The 19,522-nt window shown below is 71.5% G+C and carries 20 protein-coding genes; 7 read left to right on the top strand and 13 right to left on the bottom strand.

Annotated features, from left to right (window positions below):
* Positions 1 to 32 precede the first annotated feature (32 nt).
* The 4 genes from prcB to BN6_RS15475 form a co-directional block, all read right to left on the bottom strand.
* Entirely contained in the window at positions 33 to 884 is an 852-nt protein-coding gene (prcB, locus tag BN6_RS15490) for a proteasome subunit beta (protein WP_015100600.1), read from the bottom strand.
* Positions 885 to 919: 35 nt separating this feature from the next.
* Positions 920 to 1,114 (bottom strand): ubiquitin-like protein Pup, encoded by a 195-nt coding sequence (locus tag BN6_RS15485; RefSeq protein ID WP_015100599.1) that lies wholly within the window; start codon positions 1,112 to 1,114, stop codon positions 920 to 922.
* Between the two features lie 85 nt (positions 1,115 to 1,199).
* On the bottom strand, positions 1,200 to 2,693 hold the full coding sequence (dop, locus tag BN6_RS15480; protein ID WP_041312867.1) for a depupylase/deamidase Dop: 1,494 nt from the start codon (positions 2,691 to 2,693) through the stop codon (positions 1,200 to 1,202).
* A gap of 53 nt (positions 2,694 to 2,746) precedes the next feature.
* Positions 2,747 to 5,224: an FtsX-like permease family protein gene (locus BN6_RS15475; protein WP_015100597.1), complete on the bottom strand. Its 2,478-nt coding sequence runs from the start codon at positions 5,222 to 5,224 to the stop codon at positions 2,747 to 2,749.
* Positions 5,225 to 5,325: 101 nt separating this feature from the next.
* On the opposite strand from BN6_RS15475, the gene BN6_RS15470 reads away from it, so the two are divergent.
* Positions 5,326 to 5,820 (top strand): NUDIX hydrolase, encoded by a 495-nt coding sequence (locus BN6_RS15470; protein WP_015100596.1) that lies wholly within the window; start codon positions 5,326 to 5,328, stop codon positions 5,818 to 5,820.
* The gene (locus tag BN6_RS15465; RefSeq protein ID WP_041316873.1) at positions 5,817 to 6,113 is read left to right on the top strand and encodes a DUF6191 domain-containing protein; all 297 of its coding nucleotides are present in this window, start codon (positions 5,817 to 5,819) and stop codon (positions 6,111 to 6,113) included. Before BN6_RS15470 ends, BN6_RS15465 begins: the two co-directional genes overlap by 4 nt.
* Here the strand turns inward: BN6_RS15465 and BN6_RS15460 are convergent.
* From BN6_RS15460 to BN6_RS15445, 4 genes are all read right to left on the bottom strand, one after another.
* Entirely contained in the window at positions 6,085 to 7,002 is a 918-nt protein-coding gene (locus BN6_RS15460) for an aldo/keto reductase (RefSeq protein ID WP_015100594.1), read from the bottom strand. The genes BN6_RS15465 and BN6_RS15460 overlap by 29 nt on opposite strands.
* Positions 7,003 to 7,077: 75 nt before the next feature.
* Complete coding sequence (locus tag BN6_RS15455; RefSeq protein WP_015100593.1) at positions 7,078 to 8,142, bottom strand: glycoside hydrolase family 5 protein; 1,065 nt, start codon at positions 8,140 to 8,142, stop codon at positions 7,078 to 7,080.
* A 110-nt stretch (positions 8,143 to 8,252) separates the two neighbouring features.
* Positions 8,253 to 9,020: an ABC transporter permease gene (locus BN6_RS15450; RefSeq protein WP_015100592.1), complete on the bottom strand. Its 768-nt coding sequence runs from the start codon at positions 9,018 to 9,020 to the stop codon at positions 8,253 to 8,255.
* Positions 9,017 to 9,937: an ATP-binding cassette domain-containing protein gene (locus tag BN6_RS15445; protein ID WP_015100591.1), complete on the bottom strand. Its 921-nt coding sequence runs from the start codon at positions 9,935 to 9,937 to the stop codon at positions 9,017 to 9,019. Before BN6_RS15445 ends, BN6_RS15450 begins: the two co-directional genes overlap by 4 nt.
* 109 nt (positions 9,938 to 10,046) lie before the next feature.
* On the opposite strand from BN6_RS15445, the gene BN6_RS15440 reads away from it, so the two are divergent.
* Both BN6_RS15440 and BN6_RS15435 read left to right on the top strand, forming a co-directional pair.
* Positions 10,047 to 11,159 (top strand): sensor histidine kinase, encoded by a 1,113-nt coding sequence (locus tag BN6_RS15440; protein WP_015100590.1) that lies wholly within the window; start codon positions 10,047 to 10,049, stop codon positions 11,157 to 11,159.
* The gene (locus BN6_RS15435) at positions 11,156 to 11,800 is read left to right on the top strand and encodes a response regulator (protein ID WP_015100589.1); all 645 of its coding nucleotides are present in this window, start codon (positions 11,156 to 11,158) and stop codon (positions 11,798 to 11,800) included. The genes BN6_RS15440 and BN6_RS15435 overlap by 4 nt, the downstream gene beginning before the upstream one ends.
* A gap of 57 nt (positions 11,801 to 11,857) precedes the next feature.
* Here the strand turns inward: BN6_RS15435 and arc are convergent, their stop codons facing one another.
* Entirely contained in the window at positions 11,858 to 13,651 is a 1,794-nt protein-coding gene (arc, locus tag BN6_RS15430; RefSeq protein ID WP_015100588.1) for a proteasome ATPase, read from the bottom strand.
* Between the two features lie 594 nt (positions 13,652 to 14,245).
* Between arc and BN6_RS46670 the strand changes: the two genes are divergently transcribed.
* Positions 14,246 to 14,701 carry a hypothetical protein gene (locus BN6_RS46670; protein ID WP_041312865.1) on the top strand — a complete coding sequence of 152 codons (456 nt, stop codon included), beginning with the start codon at positions 14,246 to 14,248 and terminating at the stop codon, positions 14,699 to 14,701.
* A gap of 76 nt (positions 14,702 to 14,777) precedes the next feature.
* Here BN6_RS46670 and BN6_RS15420 read toward each other — a convergent pair whose 3' ends face one another.
* The 3 genes from BN6_RS15420 to BN6_RS15410 form a co-directional block, all read right to left on the bottom strand.
* Entirely contained in the window at positions 14,778 to 15,605 is an 828-nt protein-coding gene (locus BN6_RS15420; RefSeq protein ID WP_015100586.1) for a tRNA (adenine-N1)-methyltransferase, read from the bottom strand.
* Positions 15,606 to 15,675: 70 nt separating this feature from the next.
* Positions 15,676 to 15,876 carry a hypothetical protein gene (locus BN6_RS15415; protein ID WP_015100585.1) on the bottom strand — a complete coding sequence of 67 codons (201 nt, stop codon included), beginning with the start codon at positions 15,874 to 15,876 and terminating at the stop codon, positions 15,676 to 15,678.
* On the bottom strand, positions 15,876 to 16,439 hold the full coding sequence (locus BN6_RS15410) for a hypothetical protein (RefSeq protein WP_015100584.1): 564 nt from the start codon (positions 16,437 to 16,439) through the stop codon (positions 15,876 to 15,878). Before BN6_RS15410 ends, BN6_RS15415 begins: the two co-directional genes overlap by 1 nt.
* 110 nt (positions 16,440 to 16,549) lie before the next feature.
* Here BN6_RS15410 and BN6_RS15405 point away from each other — a divergent pair, with 110 nt between their 5' ends.
* Together BN6_RS15405 and BN6_RS15400 are read left to right on the top strand one after the other, a co-directional pair.
* Positions 16,550 to 17,653: a sensor histidine kinase gene (locus BN6_RS15405; protein WP_015100583.1), complete on the top strand. Its 1,104-nt coding sequence runs from the start codon at positions 16,550 to 16,552 to the stop codon at positions 17,651 to 17,653.
* A gap of 32 nt (positions 17,654 to 17,685) precedes the next feature.
* Positions 17,686 to 18,336: a response regulator gene (locus tag BN6_RS15400; protein WP_041312863.1), complete on the top strand. Its 651-nt coding sequence runs from the start codon at positions 17,686 to 17,688 to the stop codon at positions 18,334 to 18,336.
* Here the strand turns inward: BN6_RS15400 and BN6_RS15395 are convergent.
* Positions 18,311 to 19,441 (bottom strand): site-2 protease family protein, encoded by a 1,131-nt coding sequence (locus BN6_RS15395; protein ID WP_231905304.1) that lies wholly within the window; start codon positions 19,439 to 19,441, stop codon positions 18,311 to 18,313. The genes BN6_RS15400 and BN6_RS15395 overlap by 26 nt on opposite strands.
* Positions 19,442 to 19,522: the final 81 nt, after the last annotated feature.

Below are 19,522 nucleotides of genomic sequence, written 5' to 3'. Positions count from 1 at the left end.
TGCGACTCCTGGTGTCGGCGGGTGGGGAGAAGTCAGCCCGCGGGGCTGGACCGGCGGGACTCGACCACGGCTTCGGCGATCGCGGCCGTCTGCGCCTCGGGCAGGTGCACCGCGCCCTGGGCGGCCGTGATCGTGACCACGGTGGGGTAGATCTTGCGGACGATGTCCGGCCCACCGGTGCCCGTGTCGTCGTCGGCCGCGTCGTAGAGCGACTCGATCGCCGCCCGCACGGCCGCGTCGGCGTCCGCGTCCGGGTTGTAGAGCTTCTTGAGCGCCGACTTCGCGAACAGCGAGCCCGAGCCCACGGCCTGGTAGCCGAGCGACTCCTCGTACCGGCCGCCGGTCACGTCGTAGGACACGATCCGGCCGGCCCGGTCCGGGTCGACCGCCTCGGTGTCGAAGCCCGCGAACAGCGGCACCACGGCGAGCCCGGCGAGCGCGGCGTCCAGGTTGCCCTTGATCATCGCGGACAGCCGGTTGGCCTTGCCGTCCAGGGACAGCGAGACGCCCTCGATCTTCTCGTAGTGCCGGAGTTCCACCGCGAACAGCCGGACGATCTCGATGGCGATGCCCGCGGTGCCCGCGATGCCCACCGCCGAGTAGTCGTCGGTGACGAAGACCTTCTTCATGTCGCGCTGGGCGATCGTGCTGCCCATGGTGGCCCGCCGGTCGCCGGCGAGCACCACACCGCCCTTGTAGGTCAGCGCCACGACGGTCGTGCCGTGCGGAGCCTGCACCACCGAGCCCTCCGGGTAGCGCTGCGCGGACGGCAGCAGCTCGGGGGCCTGGGCACGGAGGAAATCGGTGAACGACGACGACCCCGGCCGCAGGTAGGCCGGGGGCAGCGACGCGGCCGGGAAGTGCCCGGTCGAGCTGTAGTCCATAGGTGCGTTTTTCTCCCTACTCCAGCCGGAGGCTGCTACTCGCCGCCCTTTTGCACGTACGCGCGGACGAAGTCCTCGGCGTTCTCCTCCAGGACGTCGTCGATCTCGTCGAGGATCGCGTCGACGTCCTCGCCGAGCTTCTCCCGACGTTCCTGACCGGCGGCGGCAGCGCCGTCGCCCTCGTCGTCGCCGTCACCGCCGCCTTGCCGCTGGACCTGTTCCTGGGCCATGTCGACCTCCCCGCTCATCCGGTCCTCGTGTCCAACACTACCCACCGGGCACGACATCCTGCGCCTGCCACTCGCGTGGCGTTGATCAGCCGCGGGTGAGCGCCTCGACCAGTTGCTCCGCCGTGTCCGAGGCCTCCAGCAGCGCTCCGACGTGCGCCTTCGTGCCGCGCAGGGGCTCCAGGGTGGGGATCCGGACCAGCGACTCGCGGCCCAGGTCGAAGATCACCGAGTCCCACGACGCGGCGGCCACCGAGGTCGGGTACCGCTCCAGGCACCGGCCGCGGAAGTAGGCGCGGGTGTCCTCCGGCGGCGCGAGCACCGCGGCGCGCACCTCCTCCTCGCTGACCAGGCGCTTCATCGAGCCGCGGGCGACCAGCCGGTTGTACAGGCCCTTGTCCAGCCGCACGTCGGAGTACTGCAGGTCGACCAGGTGCAGCCGGGGCGAGCCCCAGGCCAGGCCGTCGCGGGCGCGGTAGCCCTCCAGCAGGCGCAGCTTGGCGGGCCAGTCGAGCCGGTCGGCGCACTCCTGCGGGTCGCGGGCCAGCGCGTCGAGCACCTCGCCCCACACCCGCAGCACGTCTCGGTCGCCGTAGCCCTCCTGCTCCACGAACCGCGAGGCGCGCTCGTGGTAGGCGTACTGGATGTCCAGGCCGGTGAACTTGCGGCCGCCGGTCAGCTCGACCTTGGTCTTGAGCGTCGGGTCGTGGCTGATCTGGTGCACCGCGCGGACCGGGTCGAGCAGCCGCAGGTCGTCGAACCGGCGGCCGGCCTCGATCATGTCCAGCACCAGCGAGGCGGTGCCGACCTTGAGGTAGGTGGAGTACTCGGCCAGGTTCGCGTCGCCGATGATGACGTGCAGCCGGCGGTACTTGTCGGCGTCGGCGTGCGGCTCGTCGCGGGTGTTGATGATGCCGCGCTTGAGCGTGGTCTCCAGGCCGACCTCGACCTCGATGTAGTCCGAGCGCTGGGAGAGCTGGAAGCCCGCCTCCTCGCCGGACGGGCCGATGCCGACCCGGCCGGAGCCCACCACGACCTGGCGGGAGGCGAAGAACGGCGTCAGGCCCGAGATCACGGCGGTGAACGGGGTGCTGCGCTGCATCAGGTAGTTCTCGTGGGTGCCGTAGCTGGCGCCCTTGCCGTCCACGTTGTTCTTGTAGAGCTGGAGCCGGGGCTGGCCGGGCACGGTGGCGGCGCGCATGGCCGCCTCCTCCATGATCCGCTCGCCCGCCTTGTCCCAGATCACCGCGTCCCGCGCGTTGGTGACCTCGGGCGCGGAGTACTCCGGGTGCGCGTGGTCGACGTAGAGCCGCGCGCCGTTGGTCAGGATGACGTTGGCCGCGCCCAGGTCCTCGACGTCGCTGTCGCCGGGGTGGCCGCCGGGCCCGCCCAGGTCGAAGCCGCGCGCGTCGCGCAGCGGCGATTCGACCTCGTAGTCCCAGCGGGCGCGCCGGGCCCGCGGTATGTCGGCGGCCGCCGCGTAGGCGAGCACCACCTGTGTCGAGGTGAGCACCGGGTTGGCCGTCGCGTCACCCGGCACCGAGATGCCGTACTCGACTTCGGTTCCCATGATCCGCCGCATAGCTGGCAGCCTACGGCGTGGGGCCGACATTTCGCGGGGGCCCAGGTCACGTTTCACCCGGCGGCCAGGCCGGCGGCGGGCCGGATCCGGGACGCGCCGCGGGCCGGTCCGAAGGCCGCGACCACGGCCAGCACGACCACGCCCAGCCCGCCGACCAGCAGCGGCACCAGCGACGCGCCGGGCAGCGCGTAGACGCCGAAGGCCAGCAGCGTCAGCTCGGCGTACACCAACCCGAACAACCCGCCGCCGAGCACGCCCACCAGCGACAACAGCACCGCCTCGGCGATCACCCCGCCCTGGAGGCCGCCCTTGGTCACGCCCAGCGCGCGGCGCAGCGCCATCTCCTTGCGACGTTCCTGCACGGAGATCGTCAGCGCGGTGCCGATCCCGGTCACGGCCACCGCGACGGAAAGCCCCAGCAGCACCATCAGCATCATGATCCCCAGGTCGAGGTAGCGCTGGTTCTCCGAATTCGTGTCGACCTTGGTCGTCACCAGGACGGTCGGCGCGGAGCCCAGGGAGGCGCGCACGGCGCTCTGGAACGCCGCGGGATCGGCACCCGGCTTGAACGAGACCAGGACCTTCGACGCGGCGGCCAGCCCGGTGTCGGGCAGGATCACGTCCGCGTTGTCCACGAGGGTGTCGGGGACGGTGCCGACGAACGTCGCCGTGCGCGACCCGCCGGGCAGGCCCTCCACCGTGACCGGCCGGCCGACCGTCGCGCCCAGGTTGCGCGCGGTGTACTCCTCCAGCAGCACGGTCCCGTCGACGAAGTCGGGACGGGCGACGGACTGCCCGGCCAGGAAGTCGCGCATCCGCCCGGCGTCCACGCCGGCGACCCGGGTGGTGTAGCGCTCGCCGACGTTGTCGGTCTGGCTGCCCCGCGTGGTGTGCAGGACGACGGTGCCGGCGACCTCCGGCCGGTTCACGGCCGCCGCCGCGGCGGGGTCGAGCGGACGGCCGCCGGAGTCGGCGACCACCGCGTCCGGTCGGGGCGCGTTGCTGAACTCGTCCTCCAGGTTCTGCGCCGACCCGACGGTGACCGCGAAGTAGGTGACCATGGCGGCGGCCAGCAGCAGCGGCATGGCGACCGACGCGGAGCGCTGCGGCACCCGCCGCACCTCGGCGGAGGCCAGCTTCCACTGCGCGCCGCCGAACCGGCTCGCCACCGAGCCGAAGATCCGGCCGAGCGCGGGCACCACGACCGGCCCGAGCACGCCGAACAGGCCGAAGACGGCCGTGATGCCGGAGAACAGGATGAGGAAGATCGCCGCGACCGAACCCTTGGCGAGCACGCCGAGCGCCGCCATCCCCGTCGCGGCCGCGACCAGGACCAGGCCGAACACCCGTCGACGGCGGACCACGGCACTGTCCGGCGTGGCGCCTTCGGAGGTCCGCAGCGCGGCCAGCGGCGAGATGCGCGCGGCGGCCAGCGCCGGCCGGACCGCGGCGAACGCGCTGAGCAGGGCGGCCACCGCGACACCGAGCAGCAACTGCCCGCCGGAGGGCACCAGCGCCGGGTCGAGCTGGACCGCGCCGAGCATCGTGGACAGCCCGGTCGAGTCGAACAGCCGGGCCAGCAGCCACGCGACGGTGCCGCCCAGCAGCGCGCCGACCGCGCCCGCGACCGCGCCGGTGAGCAGGGCTTCCAGCAGGTTCGCCCAGACCAGCGGCCCCCGGTGCGCGCCCAGGCAGCGCATCAGGGCGGTGTGCTTCTGGCGTTGCGCGTACACGGCCCGGAACGTCGCCGCCGCGACGAACACCGAGGTGGCGAGCGCGAGGATGCTGAAGGGCAGCAGCACGACGGCGAGGTCGTCGGACGGCGGTTCGGCCTTGACCGCGGCCGCCGGGGTGACCCGCAGCGACTCGCCCGCCGCCTGCGCGACGCCCGCCGCGTCACCGCCCAGCACGTACAGCGCCAGGTGGTCGGGCTCGCCGCCGAGCTTGGCGGCGAGCCCCTCCCCCACGACGAGCGAGGGCTGCTCACCCTGCGCGCCGCGCTTGGTGATCCCCCGGACGACGACGTCGAGCGGCTTGCCGGCCGCGTCGGCGATCCGGACGGACGCGCCGGGGTGCAGGTCGTGCTGGTAGGCGGTCACCCGGTCGAGGGCGATCTCGCCGTCGCGGCCGGGCGAGCGGCCCTCCAGGATCGGCACCCGGCGCAGCCCCTCCCGGTCCGGTTCGACGTCGGCCACGGCGCGCCGGCGCGGGTCCGCCCGGCCGTCGGCGAGCAGCAGGTCGACCCCGGTCCGCTTGACCGCGACGACCTCGCGCACGCCGGGCGCGGCGGCGACCCGGTCGGCGGTCGCCTGGTCGAGCACCCCGTCGGTGAGGGGCACCGTGCGCACCACGAGGTCCACGTCGGCCGGGACGACCGGAGCGCCGTCGTTGGTGGCCTTGACCATGGCGTCGCTGAGCATCAGGGCGGCCAGCAGGCAGGCGACGCCGACGACCAGGGCGACCCCGGGCAGCACGGCCCGGCCTGGTCGGTTGCGGAACTCGGCCACCGCGAGCCGCAGGGATGTGGGCACAACTCCTCCTCATGACGCGAACGACAAGACCGTATGAACGGGAGTCGTCGGCGGGCGTCGCCCCGAGGTATCACTGGTGGATACGACCTGGGGAGGATCTCGTGGAGCACGTGCTGGTGGTGGACCCGGACGGCACTCCGGTGGGCTCGGCGACGCGGGCACGGATGCGCGCGGAGGGCCTGTGGCACGCGTGCGCGGTGATCGTCGTGCGGTCACGGGACGGCGAGCGGCTGTTCGTGCACCGTCGTACGGACACCAAGGACGTCTACCCCGGCCTGTACGACCCGACGTGCGGCGGAGTCGTCGCGGCGGACGAGACGCCGGACGAGTGCGCGGTGCGCGAGCTGGCCGAGGAGCTGGGTGTCACCGAACCGCCGAAGTTCCTCTTCAAGACACCGTTCGTCGACGGAACCATCCGCTACATCGCGCACGTTTACGAGGTGCGCTGCGACGGTCCGTTCACCCTGCAACCCGAAGAGGTCGCATCGGGCGAGTGGGTGGACGTGGCCGAAGTCCGGGCGAAGGCGGAGTGCCCCGAGTGGCCGGTGGTGCCGGACGGTCGGGCCCTGATCAGGGAGTGGTTCTCGTGGGCATGATCTTCGCGATGTCGATCCCCGGCCTCGCCGTGCTGCTGTTCGCCCTGGCGACCGGGGAGAAGCTGCTGCGGTGGATCCGCCGGCGCAGGGGCGAGCACCCCGTGGTCGGGCAGGCGGGCCTCGACGAGTTCACGCTGATGCTCTACGGCACCAAGCTCGCCGAGATGGACCAGCGGCGCACCGAGCTGATGCTGCGCGACGAGGAGGAGGACGGCGCGCCGCCGAACGACCGGGCGATCGACCTCGACTCGGGGGCGGTGCGCCTCACGCCCAGGGCAGCGCGGCCCGAGTAGCCCAGTAGCCGCCCGGGTCCTCGGCGAGGTCGAGCTCGTCGGGGTCCAGGTCGACCTCGCGCGCCTTGAGGTTGGCGTGCAGCTGCCCGGCGCTCGCCGCGCCGGAGAGCACCACGTCCGCCCACGGCTGGGCGCGCACGGCGGCGAGCGCGATCGCGTCCGGGCCGACGTCGTGCTTCTCGGCGAGCTCGCGGACCCGCGCCGGCGGGTCGACCGCGAGCCGGCCGTTGGCCAGCCCCTCCTTGACGAACACCTCGGCGCCGGTCTCGTGCGCCCACGCCAGCGCCGCGCCGGCGGAGGGCTCCAGGACGTTCCAGGTGGACTGGACGGCCTCGAACAGCCGCCGCCCCTCCATCTCCAGCTCCAGGGCGCGGCGCACGGTGTCCGCCTGGCGCGGCCCGGAGGTGGAGAAGCCCAGGCGGACGCCGGAGTCGCGCAGCGCGCCGAGCGCCGCCAGCAGCTCCAGGTCGCCGAACAGGGGGCTGTCGTCGGTCAGCGAGTGCACCTCGTACAGCTCGACGTGGTGGCCGAGCAGCGCCTCGGTTTCACCCCACTGGCGGGTGAACCGGGCCACGGAGTGCTCCTTGACCTCGTGCACCTCGGCGTCCGGCCGCCAGTCCGCGACGTACTCGTAGCCCCACTTGCTGGAGACCCGGACGTCGCGGTGGCCGCGCTCGGCGAGCCACTGGGCCAGGAACTCCTCGGCCCGGCCGTAGGAGCGGGCCGCGTCGACCCGCCGCACGCCGGCCGCGTAGGCGGCGTCGAGCACCTCGTGGCAGGCGGCGCGCATCGCGTCGACGTCGCGGTGGGCCGGCAGCGCATCCTCCCGTCCCAGGTTGATGTAGGCGGGACGGCCGAGCGCGGCGAGACCAAGGGCGATGTCGGACACCTGCCTACGGTAACCCGCAGCCACGTCGGGCCGCGGGTCACCGTGATCAGAGCGGGTACATCCGGGCCGGGGCGGTCAGCTCGTCGGGAAGTCGTCGGCGGTGCGGATGCGGTCGCGGATCCACACGCCGGCGGGCTTGAGCTTGCTGGTGCCGGTGAACGAGGAGCCGGAGCAGGTGCCGGGCTTGAACACCGCGCCGGAGCGCTCGTCGTCGGAGAAGTTCCAGTTGACCCAGCTGATCTTCTTCGCGTTCATCAGGTCGATGTACTTCTGCGACTGGGTGAAGTTGTTCGAGCCGTCGCCGGACGCCTTCTGGGTGCCGAACTCGGTGACGAACACCGGCACCTGGTCGGCGAGCTTCGACAGCACGGCGAGGTAGTCGCTGCCGTGGTCGCCGGCGTAGAAGTGGAACGTGTACATGACGTTCGACGCGGACACCTTGTTCTTGACCACGTCCTGCGGGTCCTTGCCGTCGGAGTGCCCGAAGGTGGACCAGCCGTTCGTGCCGACCAGCACCAGGCTGTCGGAGTCCTCGGCGCGGATGACCGGGATGACCTGCTCGGCGTAGGACTTGACCTTCGCCCACGACACGTTGTTCGGCTCGTTGGCGATGTCGTAGATGATGTTGGTCTTGTCCTTGTGCCGCTGGGCGATCTCCTTGAAGAACGTCTTGGCGCGCGAGGTGTTGTAGTTCGGGTCGCCGGGGTCGAGCTGGTGCCAGTCGACCAGGGCGTACAGGCCGCGCTTGGTGGCCTCCTCGATGTACCCGTGCACCATGTCGGTGAACTTGCGCGGGTTGGTCTCGTACCCGTCTTCCTGGATGTACATGGAGATCCGGAGGACGTCGGCCTTCCAGTCGCCCGCCAGCGCGTCGAGCGAGGCGGTCTTGACGCACTGCGAGTACCACTGGATGCCGTGCGTGCTCATGCCGCGGAGCTGGATCGGCTTGCCGTACTTGTTGCACAGCTTGACGCCGCACACCTTGAGCTGGCCGTTGACCGCGGCGGGCGAGCCCGCGGGCAGGGCGGCTGCCGCCTGGGTCGACAACCCGGGCGTGGGTGCCGCTTGTGCCGCGCCCACCAGGACGCCGGGTAGTGCGAGCGTGGCCGCCAGGGCCAGTGCGATCCGGAGCCGTGCCATGCGGCTCTCCCCTCTCGGTCTGGGCGGCGGTGACTGAGCGGAATTAGTCAGGAAAGTTTCCTTACTATGAATCGGACTGTAGTGACCACGCTCCGCGTCCGTCAAGACACTCAGGCGTCCCGGCGCGACAACGCCACCAATCCCCCGCCCAAGGCCGCTACCAGGTACATCACCATGAACAGCGCTGCTCCCCACGGTGTCAGCGGCGCGTCCGGGAGGTGACCGGCGAGTTGTGCCGGCAAGCCCGGCAGCATCACCGCGCTCACCCGTTCGTCCCACGGCGAGGGCAGCAACATCGTCATCGCCGGGAGCACGAACAGCAGCCCGCACAACGTGACCAGAGTGCCCGCCGTGGACCGCAGCAGGAACCCCAGGCCCAGCCCGAGCAGACCGAGCAGCGCCAGCGCGGCCGTGCTCGCCAGCAGCGTCGGCCACGCCTCGGCGAACGAGTCGTAGGCCGAGATCGGCTTGGGCCGGTCGCCCGTGATCGCCTCGCCCGCCAGGTACGCCAGCAGCGTCACCACCGCGCCCACCACCGTCGACACCCCTCCGACGACGACGGTCTTGGCCAGCAGCAACGACCTGCGCCGGGGCACGGACACCAACGCGGTGCGGATCATCCCGCTGCCGTACTCCGAGGTCACCGCCAGCGCGCCCAGCACGCCGAGCACGAACTGGCCGAACGTCACCACCACCATGCCCGGGTCGGCGGACCCGAAACGGGCCTGCACCTCCGGCGGCTGCGCGTCGTAGTCGGCGGTCATCAGGTACGACACCAGCACGCCCGCCGCCAGCGTCAACGCCAGCGACAGCAGCAGGTGCACCGTCGAGCGGACGGTCCGGAGCTTGAGGAACTCGGAAGCGAGCGCGTCGGTCACCGGGCCACCCCCTCGGTGCGGTACTCGGTGCGGTACTCGGCGCTGTCCTCGGTCAGCTCCAGGTAGGCGTCCTCCAGCGACGCCGTCCTCGGGGTCAGCTCGTGCACCGGGAGGTGGTGGCGCGCGGCCAGTTCGCCGATGTCGTAGGCGGTGAGCCCGTGCACGATCAGCGCGTCCGGCTCGGAGCGGACCTCGGCACCCGCCCGCCGCAGCGATTCCGCCAGTTCGGCGCGGGCGGAGGTGCGGACGAGGACGTCCTTCTGGAACCGGTCGGCCAGGTCCTGCATGGACGCCTCCAGGATCAACCGGCCCCGGCCGATGACGATCACCCGGTCGGCGGTCAGCGCCATCTCGCTCATCAGGTGGCTGGAGACCAGGACGGTCCGCCCCTCGGCGGCCAGCCCGCGCATGAGGTGCCGGATCCAGCGGATGCCCTCCGGGTCCAGGCCGTTGACCGGCTCGTCGAACAGCAGCACGCCCGGATCGCCGAGCAGGGCGGCGGCCACGCCGAGGCGTTGCTTCATGCCCAGCGAGAGGGTCGAGACCCGGCGGTCGGCCACGCCCGCGAGCCCGACCTGTTCGAGCGTCTGCACCACGCGGGCCCGGCCGATGCCATTGCTGCGTGCGAGCACGTTCAGGTGGTTATGGGCGCTGCGGCCACCGTGCACCGCGCCGGCGTCCAGGAGCGCGCCCACGTGGCGCATGGGGTGTTCGATGTCGGCGTAGTGCCGGCCGTTGACGAGGGCCTCGCCGGAGGTGGGGCGGTCCAGCCCGAGGATGACCCGCATCGTGGTGGACTTCCCCGCGCCGTTCGGGCCCAGGAAGCCCGCCACGTAACCGGGTTTCACCTCGAAGCTCAGGCCGTCGACGGCTCTGGCGCTGCCGTGGCGCTTGGTGAGTTCGCGTACTTCGATCACGGTGACGAGCTTCGCGGTCGCGCCGGCCCGCCGGATCGGACGGAGGTCTTCGGCCGAGGTCGGACCACGGTCCGATGTGGTGCCCGGCCGGGGCCGTTAGGTTCGGCCGGTGAGATCCCGCTTCGTCCGATGGCTGCCCACGGCGTACCTGTTCGCACTCGACGTGGTCGCGGGCGTGGCCGTGACGGTGACGTACCTCGGGTTCGCCGAGCAACGGGCGGCGACCGTGCCGCTGTGGTTCGGGTACGCCCTGGCGGTCCTGATCGGGCTGCCACTCGCGGTCCGGCGGAAGTGGCCGTTGGCGGTGTTCGGTGTCGTGGTGGTCGCGCAGACCGTCGCCACCACCGTGCACATCACGCTGGAGCCTTTCGTGCCCACGGCGTTCGCCTTGTACATGGTCGCGGCGGTAGTGGCCCACAAGCGCGCCGTAGGTGCGTTGGTCTGCTCTCTGGTGCTGTCGGCGGTGTCGATCTTCATCGGTGAGCCGTGGCCGGACGACATCGGCCTGGCCGCGTTCGTGGTGCTGCTGTCCGGCGGTGCCTGGGCGTTGGGCCGGTCCACGCAGGTCCGCCGCGGCTACGCCGAGCGCCAGGCGGCGGAACACGCGGCGCGGGCGGTCGTGGACGAGCGGATGCGGATCGCCCGGGAACTGCACGACGTGGTCGCGCACAGCCTGTCGCTGATCGCGGTGAAAGCCGGGATCGCGAACCACGTGGCCGCCGAGCAGCCCGAGCAGGCCCAGGAGGCGTTGCAGGTGATCGAGACCGCCAGCCGGAGCACGTTGGTGGAGATGCGGCGGCTGCTGGGGGTGTTGCGGTCCGATTCCGACGCCGAACTGGCCCCCATGCCCGGTTTGGCCGACTTGCCCGGATTGCTGGGACGGGCGTCGATGGCCGGGGTTCCGGTCGAGCTGTCGGTGACCGGTGGACAATTGCCGGAGGCGGTCGGGTTGACCGTGTTCCGGATCGTGCAGGAGTCGGTCACGAACGTGGTCAAGCACGCGGCACCGGCCCGGTGCGCGGTGGTCGTGGAAGTCGGGGAGGCAGCGGTGCGCATCTCGGTGACCGACGACGGGCCGGGCGAACGCGTGCTCGGCTCCACCGGCGGCGGGCACGGTCTGATCGGGATGAGGGAGCGGGTGGCGGTGTACGGGGGGACGTTCTCGGCGGGACCGCGCGGCGACGGCGGGTTCCAGGTGTCGGCCGAGGTGCCGTTCGCGTGATCGACGTGGTGGTGGTCGACGACCAGGCGTTGTTGCGCGGCAGCTTCCGGGTGCTGGTGGACTCGGCACCGGACCTGCGGGTGGTGGGCGAGGCCGGTGACGGTGCCGCGGCGGTGTCCGTGGTGCGGGAGACCTCGCCCCAGGTGGTGCTGATGGACGTCCGGATGCCCGGCATGGACGGCATCGCCGCGACCCGGGAGCTCTCGGCGTTCTCGTCCGCGCGGGTGCTGATCCTGACCACGTTCGACCTGGACGAGTACGTGTACTCGGCGCTGCGGGCCGGTGCCAGCGGGTTCCTGCTCAAGGACACGCCGCCCGCCGAGCTGCTCGCCGCGATCCGGGTGGTCGCCGACGGCGACGGCCTGCTGTCCCCCTCGGTCACCCGCCGGCTGATCGCCGAGTTCGCCCGGCTGCCCGAGCGCAGGACCGTCCGGCTGACCGGGGTCACCGACCGGGAGCGGGAGGTGCTCGCGCTGATCGCGCGGGGCCTGTCCAACACCGAGATCACCCGGGAGCTGCACCTGTCGGTGGGCACGGTCAAGACCCACATCGGCCGGCTGCTGCACAAGTTGCAGGCCCGCGACCGGGCCCAGCTGGTGATCGCGGCCTACGAGTCCGGCCTGGTCGCGCCCGCCGGGTGAACCACGCGCGGGAGCCCGCCCGGCGGTCCGGCCGCCGGACGGGCTCCCGAGGTCGTGCTACAGGTACTGGCCGGTGTTCGTGGCGGTGTCGATCGCCCGACCGGACTCCTGGTTCTTGCCGGTCACGAGGGTGCGGATGTACACGATCCGCTCGCCCTTCTTGCCGGAGATCCGGGCCCAGTCGTCCGGGTTCGTCGTGTTCGGCAGGTCCTCGTTCTCCGCGAACTCGTCCACGATCGCGTCGAGCAGGTGCCGCACCGACAGACCCGGCTGCTTGGTGTCCAGCAGGCTCTTGATGGCCGCCTTCTTGGCCCGGTCGACGATGTTCTGGATCATCGCGCCCGAGTTGAAGTCCCGGAAGTACAGGACCTCCTTGTCACCGTTGGCGTAGGTGACCTCCAGGAACCGGTTCTCCTCCGACTCCTCGTACATCCGCTCCACGGTGTGCTGCACCATGCCGTCGATGCACGCGGAGGGGTCGCCGCCGAACTCCGCCAGGTCGTCGGCGTGGATCGGCAGGTCGGGCGTCAGGTACTTGTTGAAGATGTCCTTCGCGCCCTCGGCGTCGGGACGTTCAATCTTGATCTTCACGTCCAGTCGGCCCGGACGCAGGATCGCCGGGTCGATCATGTCCTCGCGGTTGGACGCGCCGATCACGATCACGTTCTCCAGGCCCTCGACGCCGTCGATCTCGCTGAGGAGCTGGGGCACGATCGTCGTCTCGACGTCGGAGGACACCCCGCTGCCGCGGGTGCGGAAGATCGAGTCCATCTCGTCGAAGAACACGATCACCGGGGTGCCCTCGGAGGCCTTCTCCCGCGCGCGCTGGAAGATCAGCCGGATGTGCCGTTCGGTCTCGCCCACGAACTTGTTGAGCAGTTCGGGGCCCTTGATGTTGAGGAAGAAGCTCTTCGCCTCGCGGTGGTCCTCGCCGCGCGCGGCGGCGACCTGCTTGGCCAGGGAGTTCGCCACGGCCTTCGCGATGAGCGTCTTGCCGCAGCCGGGAGGGCCGTAGAGCAGCACGCCCTTGGGCGGGCGCAGCTTGTACTCGCGGAACAGGTCGGCGTGCAGGAAGGGCAGTTCCACGGCGTCGCGGATCTGCTCGATCTGCCGGAACAGGCCGCCGATGTCCTCGTACTTGACGTCCGGGACCTCTTCCAGCACGAGGTCCTCGACCTCGGCCTTGGGGACCCGCTCGTAGGCGAAGCCCGCCTTCGAGTCGACCAGCAGCGAGTCACCGGACTTGAGCGGGGCGTCCATCAGCGGCTGCGCGAGCCACACGACGCGCTCCTCGTCGGCGTGCCCGACGACCAGGGCCCGGCCGATGGAGGCGTCGTCCGACTCCAGGATCTCACGCAGCGTGCAGACCTCGCCGGTCCGCTCGAAGTCGCCGCCCTCGACCACCGTCAGCGCCTCGTTCAGGCGCACCGACTGGCCGAGCACGAGCGACGCCGACTCGACGGCCGGCGACACCGAGACGCGCATCCGGCGGCCGGAGGTGAACACGTCCACCGTGCCGTCCTCGAACCGCGCCAGGAACACGCCGTACCCGCTGGGAGGCTGGGCCAGGCGGTCCACTTCCTCGCGCAGCGCGAGGAGTTGGCTCCGTGCTTCTCGAAGGGTGTCGATGAGCTTCGTGTTGCGCTCGGTGAGTTGGCTGACGCGTTCCGTCGCCTCCGCGAGCCTCTGCTCCAGCAGGCGGACGTGTCGTGGGGATTCCGTCAGCTTTCGGCGCAACAACGCGATCTCGTCCTCGAGGAACCTGATCTGCGCCGTCAGCTCACCAGAGTTGTTGCCCTTGTTCAGCTCGCCGCCCTCATCGGGCCGGCTGCCGGGATGACCGTGCTGCATGTCGGCACCCTCCTCCCGTGTTCGTACGACAACGGTACCGGCGATCACCGACAAAAGCGGCCACCCCGGCCGGTCGAGGAGGTCGTGTGATCACACATTCCCCCCGCTCGGCCGGATGAACTGCTCCATCCCGGTGCTTGGCGGAACCGCCAACCGGCTACCGTGCGTCCAAGTACGAGCACTACTTGCGTGTTCCGGGCAGTCTCCACTGCCACCAGCGGAAAGTTCTAGGAGAACGTGATGTCCGTCCCGCCGCAGCAGCCGGGCCCCTTCGGTCAGCAGCCGGGCCAATCCGGCCGACAACCAGGCCAATTCGGTCAGCAGCCGGGGCACGGGCAGCAGCCCGGCGGGTACCCCCCGCCGCCCCAGGGCTTCCCACAGGGTGGGCAGCAGCAGCCCGGCTACGGACCTCCGCCGGGCGGTTTCCCACCCCCCGGCCAGCCGGGTCAGCCCGGCCCCGGCCAGCCGCCCTACGGGCCGCCCGGCCAGTTCGGGCAGCCCGGGTACGGCCAACCGGGTGGATTCGGCGATCCGTACGGCCCGCCCCGCAAGAAGAGCCCCCTGCCCTGGATCCTGGCCGGTGGCGGTGTCCTGGTGATCGGGGTCGTGGTGGTCCTGATCCTGACCCTCGGCGGCGGCTCCAACAGCTCGCCGAAGGACGCGGCGGACAGCTTCGCGGCGGCCATGTCGAGCAAGGACTACGACAAGCTGCGCACGCTGACCTGTGCCGAGGACCAGAAGGAGATCGACGACCTGAAGAAGGCGTTCGACCCCGACGAGATCAACAAGCAGATCGAGAAGAGCCTCGGCAGCCTGCCGCCGGAGTTGCAGGACAAGATGAAGGCGATGCAGGAGGCGGCGAAGAACATCAAGCTCACCGCCACCGTCAACAGCGTCACCGAGAAGGACGAAACGCACGCCGAGGCGGAGATCGCGATCAAGTTGGAGGGCGTCCCGGACGAGCTCAAGGAGCTCATGAAGGGCGACACGACCAACAAGGTCCCGTTCGTCAAGACCGACGCGGGCTGGGTGGCCTGCGAGAAGAAGTAGCCGTCGGACGACAACGGCCCGCGCACTCCGGTGCACGGGCCGTTTTCGCTGTTCAGCGGGTGTTTCAGCGGATGTTTCAGCCCTTGGACGGGCGGCGCTGCGGGCGCGGCGGCGTGACGCCGTCGGCCAGCCGGCGGGTGGTCAGCAGGAACGCCGTGTGGCCGATCATGCGGTGCTCCGGGCGCACCGCGAGGCCGACGACGTGCCAGGGGCGCACGAGCGTCTCCCACGCGTGCGGCTCGGTCCAGTGCTGCTGCTCACGGATGGCCTCGGTCACCTTGGACAGCTGCGTCGTGGTCGCCACGTACACGACCAGCACACCGCCGGGGATGAGGCTGCGCGCCACGGTGGGCAGCACCTCCCACGGCGAGAGCATGTCCAGCACGACCCGGTCGACCTCGCCCTCGTGCTCGGCGAGGTCACTGACGGTGAGCGACCAGTTACCGGGGCGTTCGCCGAAGAACTGCTCGACGTTGCGGATCGCGTGGTCGGCGTGGTCCTGGCGGACCTCGTAAGACGTGACGCTGCCCTTCTCCCCCACCGCGCGCAGCAGCGAGCACGTCAAGGCGCCCGAGCCCGCTCCGGCCTCCAGGACCCGCGCACCGGGGAACACGTCCCCGTACATCACGATCTGCGCGGCGTCCTTGGGGTAGATCACCTGGGCGCCACGCGGCATCGACAGCACGTAGTCGGACAGCAGCGGCCGCAGCGCCAGGAACGACGTGCCGCCGACCGACGCGACGACCGACCCCTCCGGCCGGCCGATCAGGCTGTCGTGCGACAACGCCCCACGGTGGGTGTGGTACTCCTTGCCCGGTTCGAGCACGATCGTGTAGTGCCGTCCCTTCGGGTCGGTCAACTGCACCCGGTCTCCGGGCTGGAACGGACCACTGGCGGTGCTCACCGCGGCGAACCTCCTGAACAAACCTGCGTACAACGGCGCACGATGGTCGCAGAAGGTCCGGCGGCCCAGCTCAGCGGCCTCGCTCCGAGCGGATCCCGGACACCGTCAGCAGCGCGCCGACGACCGCGAACGCGATCGCGCCGGGCAGCTGCGCCCACGGCGGCAGGTGCATCGCCAAGGACCAGCCCTGGCTCTCCACACCCAGCGCGATCAGCACCAACGGCACCAGCCCCTGCGGCACCAGCAGGATGATCCCGATGAACTCGCGCATCACTCCCCCCTCCCGGCGACCTTCGCGGTCGCCTCTTTCGCCGAGTAGAAGACCGGCCAGCCGACCAGCCAGATCAGCCCCACGACCGACATCCCCCGCATCTGCCCCCACAGGACCTCGGTGCGTTCCGGCGTGCTCACGACGAAGGTCAACAGCAGCACCACGGCACCGGCGACGGCCCACGCGAGCAGGAACTTGAACCACTCGCGCCACTCGTGGCGGACCCGCTCGACGCCGTGCTTGGGCGGCTTGACCGGCGGCGGACCGCCCGCGAACCGGTGGGCGAACCGCTGGTCGGCCCACCGCAGCATGCTGTGCCCGAACGCGATGCTGACCCCCAGGTAGATGGCCGCCAGCCCGTGCGCCGTCTTCGCCTCGCCCCCCGACCGCAGGTCGAAGACGGTCGCCACGAGCAGCACCACGTCCACCAGCGGCGTGCACACCAACAGCACCGCACCCAGTTTCGGCATCCGCAGCACGTACCGGGCGAACAAGCCCGCCCCCAGTACCGCCCAGAAACCGATCTCACACGCCACGATGACCACGACCAGCAGTTCGCCCACGAGGAGAACACTGCTGCTCGGAGCACGTGCGGCGCGTCAGTGGGCGGATCGACCGGGTGTCATCACTTCGTAGGACGACCGGTCACGCGGGCGTGTGTTGAGATTCGGGGGTGAAGTTCCGGCCGAAGAACCGAGACCTGCTGGTCGCGGTCGGTTTTCTCGCCATCGGGATGCTGATCTACCACCTCGAGATGGACGTGGTGTTCTCGCGCCGCAGCGCGGACGCACCGCTCGGCACCCACGTGGCGGTCCTGGCCGTGGCGTGCGTCGGCACCGCGTTCCGCCGCAGCCTGCCCGCGTTCGCGCTGGTCACGGTCGCCGCGGCAGCCGCCGTGGACCTGACCCTCGGGCTCAGCCTGCCGGTGATCATGGTGTTCGTCGACGTGCTGTTCGTGGTGACGTTGGAGGGGCCGCGCAGGCTGCACCAGGCGTTGATCGGGGTGGTCGCGGTCGCGACGCTCGGGCTGACGCTGACCGTGGCGGTGCTGTTCGACTGGCGGGAGTCGATCTACGCCGGCTTCCAGGTCTTCTCGCTGTTCGGCGTGCCGGTGTGGTGGGCGACCAACATCCGGCAGCACCGGGACAGCGCGCGGCAGGTGGCCCGGATCGCCGAGCTGGACCGGCGGGCGGCGGTGGACGCCGAGCGCAACCGGATGGCCCGTGACCTGCACGACGTCATCGCCGGGCACCTGTCCGCGATCGCGATCCAGTCCGAGGCGGTGCTGTCCATGCCGGCGGACTCGGAGACCGTGCGGACGGTGCTCCGGTCGGTGCGGGAGAACAGCGTGCGGTCGCTGGAGGAGATGCGCACCATGATCGACGTGCTGCGGGCCGACGACCCGGTGGACGAGCCGGTGGCGGTGCGGCTGGCCGACGCCGGGCGGCTGGTCGAGTCGGCCCGCGCGGGCGGGCTGGACGTCGACTTCGAGATGGACCGCGTGGAGGACCTGCCGGTCGCCGTGGACGTGGCGGCGTACCGGATCCTCCAGGAAGCTCTGACCAACGCCCTCAAGCACGGCTCGTCGGCGTCGGTACGGGTGGAACGGCAGATAAGGCGGCTCGTGGTGGTCGTGCGCAACACGGCGCGCGAGGCGTCGAAGGGCTCGGGGACGGGGTTGGTGAGCATGGCGGAGCGCGCGCACGCGGTCCACGGCACGTTGGTCGCGGGCCGGGACGGTGACCAGTGGCTGGTACGGGCGGAGTTGCCCCTGTGAGCACCCCAGACAGCTCCCCAGAGGGCGCCCCTGTGACGACGGTCCTGGTGGCGGACGACCACGCGGCGATCCGGACGGGTCTGGTGATGATCCTGGGCGGCGCGGACGGCATCGAGGTGGTGGGCGAGGCGGCGGACGGCGCGGCGGCCGTGCGGCTGGCCCGTGAGCTGCGGCCGGACGTCGTGCTGATGGACATCCGGATGCCCGGCGTGGACGGGATCGAGGCGACCCGTCAGTTGAGCGGGGTGTGCGAGGTGCTCGTGCTGACCACGTTCGACCTCGACGAGTACGTGCACGGGGCGTTGCGCGCGGGTGCGGCGGGCTTCCTGTTGAAGTCCGTGGAGGCCCCGGCGCTGGTGGAAGCCGTGCGGCAGGTCGCGGCCGGTGACGGGGTGCTCGCGCCGAGCGTGACGCGGCGGTTGATGCGCGAGTTCGCGTCGTCCGCGCCGCGCAGCCGCCCGCCGGCGCTGGACGCGTTGACCGAGCGCGAGGTGGACGTGCTGCGGTGCCTCGGCGAAGGTCTGTCGAATCACCAGATCGGGCGAAAGCTGCACATCGGCGAGACGACCGTGAAGACGCACGTGTCCCGCGTGCTGACGAAGCTGGACCTGCGGTCGCGGGTGCAGGCGGCGATCCTCGCGCAGGACGCCGGTCTGCTCAGCGACGATCCAGGGCGGCTTTGAGGTCCTCGCGGCGCAGCACGCCCGCGGGCCGTCCTTCCAGGTCGACCACCAGGTACTCCCACGCGGCGGTGCCCTGCACGCGTTCCACGACCTCGTCGCCGGTCTCGTTCTCCAGCAGCACGGTCTCCGGCCGGATCGGGACGGCGGCCTGCTCGGCGGGCGCGTGCGGCGAGGTGGCCGCGAGGCGCTGGGCCAGCTCGCGGTCGAGCAGCCCGGCCGCGACGCCGTCCGCGCGGACCAGCACGACCCCGCGCCCGGCGGAGGCGGTCAGCGCCCCGGACACCGGGCTCTCGGCGGGCAGTTGGAGCACCGGCCGGACCAGTTCGCCCAGGGTGAGCCCCTCCGGCCAGGTGCGCTTGCGCTCGGCGGCGAGTTCGCCGCGCGCCCCGGCCACCACGAACCACGCGGTGACCAGGCAGACCCCGAACCGGATCCAGCGGTCCTCGGTGCCCGCCATCAGGCCCCAGACCGCCCACACGACCAGCGCCGCGGCCACCACCCCGCCACCGGCCACGGCGGCCTTCGTGCCGGTCGCGCGGCGCCCGGTGACCGCCCACACGCCGGCCCGCAGGATCCGCCCGCCGTCCAGCGGCAGGCCGGGCAGCAGGTTGAACACCGCGACGGCGGCGTTGGCGAACGCGGTCTGCGCGATCAACAGCCACACCGCGTCGGGCTGCGGGATCGCCATCGCGCCCAGCGCGAACACCCCGGCCAGCACGATCGACACGACCGGCCCGGCCGCCGCGATCATCCCCTCGTGACCGGGCCTGGTCGGCGTGCGCATCACCTCGGACACCCCGCCGAGCAGGAACAGCCGCAGCCGCCGCACCGGCAGCCCCAGCCGCAGCGCGACCAGGCTGTGCCCGAGTTCGTGGGCGAGCACGGACAGCCCGAGGAACACCGCGAACGTGGCCGCGAGCAGCACCCCCGCGAGCCCGCTGATGCCGGGCGCGATCCGCCCCACCAGCGGCGCGTAGAGCACCACGATCGCCGCCGAGCCGAGCCACCAGGAGGGCGCGAGCAGCACCGGGATCCCGGCCGCCCGGAACAGCGGCAGCCCACCGTCCCGACCGACCTGCCGCCGCCAGCTCACCTTGGTCACCACGGCGAAAGAGTAGGTGCTCAGGTGTGTTGACGCTGTGACACGCCCGATCACACCCAGTTCCGACCCCCGCCCGGCACCTTC

Source organism: Saccharothrix espanaensis DSM 44229 (assembly GCF_000328705.1).
Lineage (GTDB): Bacteria > Actinomycetota > Actinomycetes > Mycobacteriales > Pseudonocardiaceae > Actinosynnema > Actinosynnema espanaense.
The sequence above is the reverse complement of the archived record's forward strand: the minus strand, read 5'-3'. Positions and strand labels throughout refer to the sequence as shown.

Bases quoted from the DNA above. Each gene is read 5' to 3' on its own strand.
- prcB (WP_015100600.1), bottom strand. From the start codon at position 884: ATGGACTACAGCTCGACCGGGCACTTCCCGGCCGCGTCGCTGCCCCCG.
- BN6_RS15485 (WP_015100599.1), bottom strand. From the start codon at position 1,114: ATGGCCCAGGAACAGGTCCAGCGGCAAGGCGGCGGTGACGGCGACGAC.
- dop (WP_041312867.1), bottom strand. From the start codon at position 2,693: ATGCGGCGGATCATGGGAACCGAAGTCGAGTACGGCATCTCGGTGCCG.
- BN6_RS15465 (WP_041316873.1), top strand. From the start codon at position 5,817: ATGATCTTCGCGATGTCGATCCCCGGCCTCGCCGTGCTGCTGTTCGCC.
- BN6_RS15455 (WP_015100593.1), bottom strand. From the start codon at position 8,142: ATGGCACGGCTCCGGATCGCACTGGCCCTGGCGGCCACGCTCGCACTA.
- arc (WP_015100588.1), bottom strand. From the start codon at position 13,651: ATGCAGCACGGTCATCCCGGCAGCCGGCCCGATGAGGGCGGCGAGCTG.
- BN6_RS15415 (WP_015100585.1), bottom strand. From the start codon at position 15,876: ATGCGCGAGTTCATCGGGATCATCCTGCTGGTGCCGCAGGGGCTGGTG.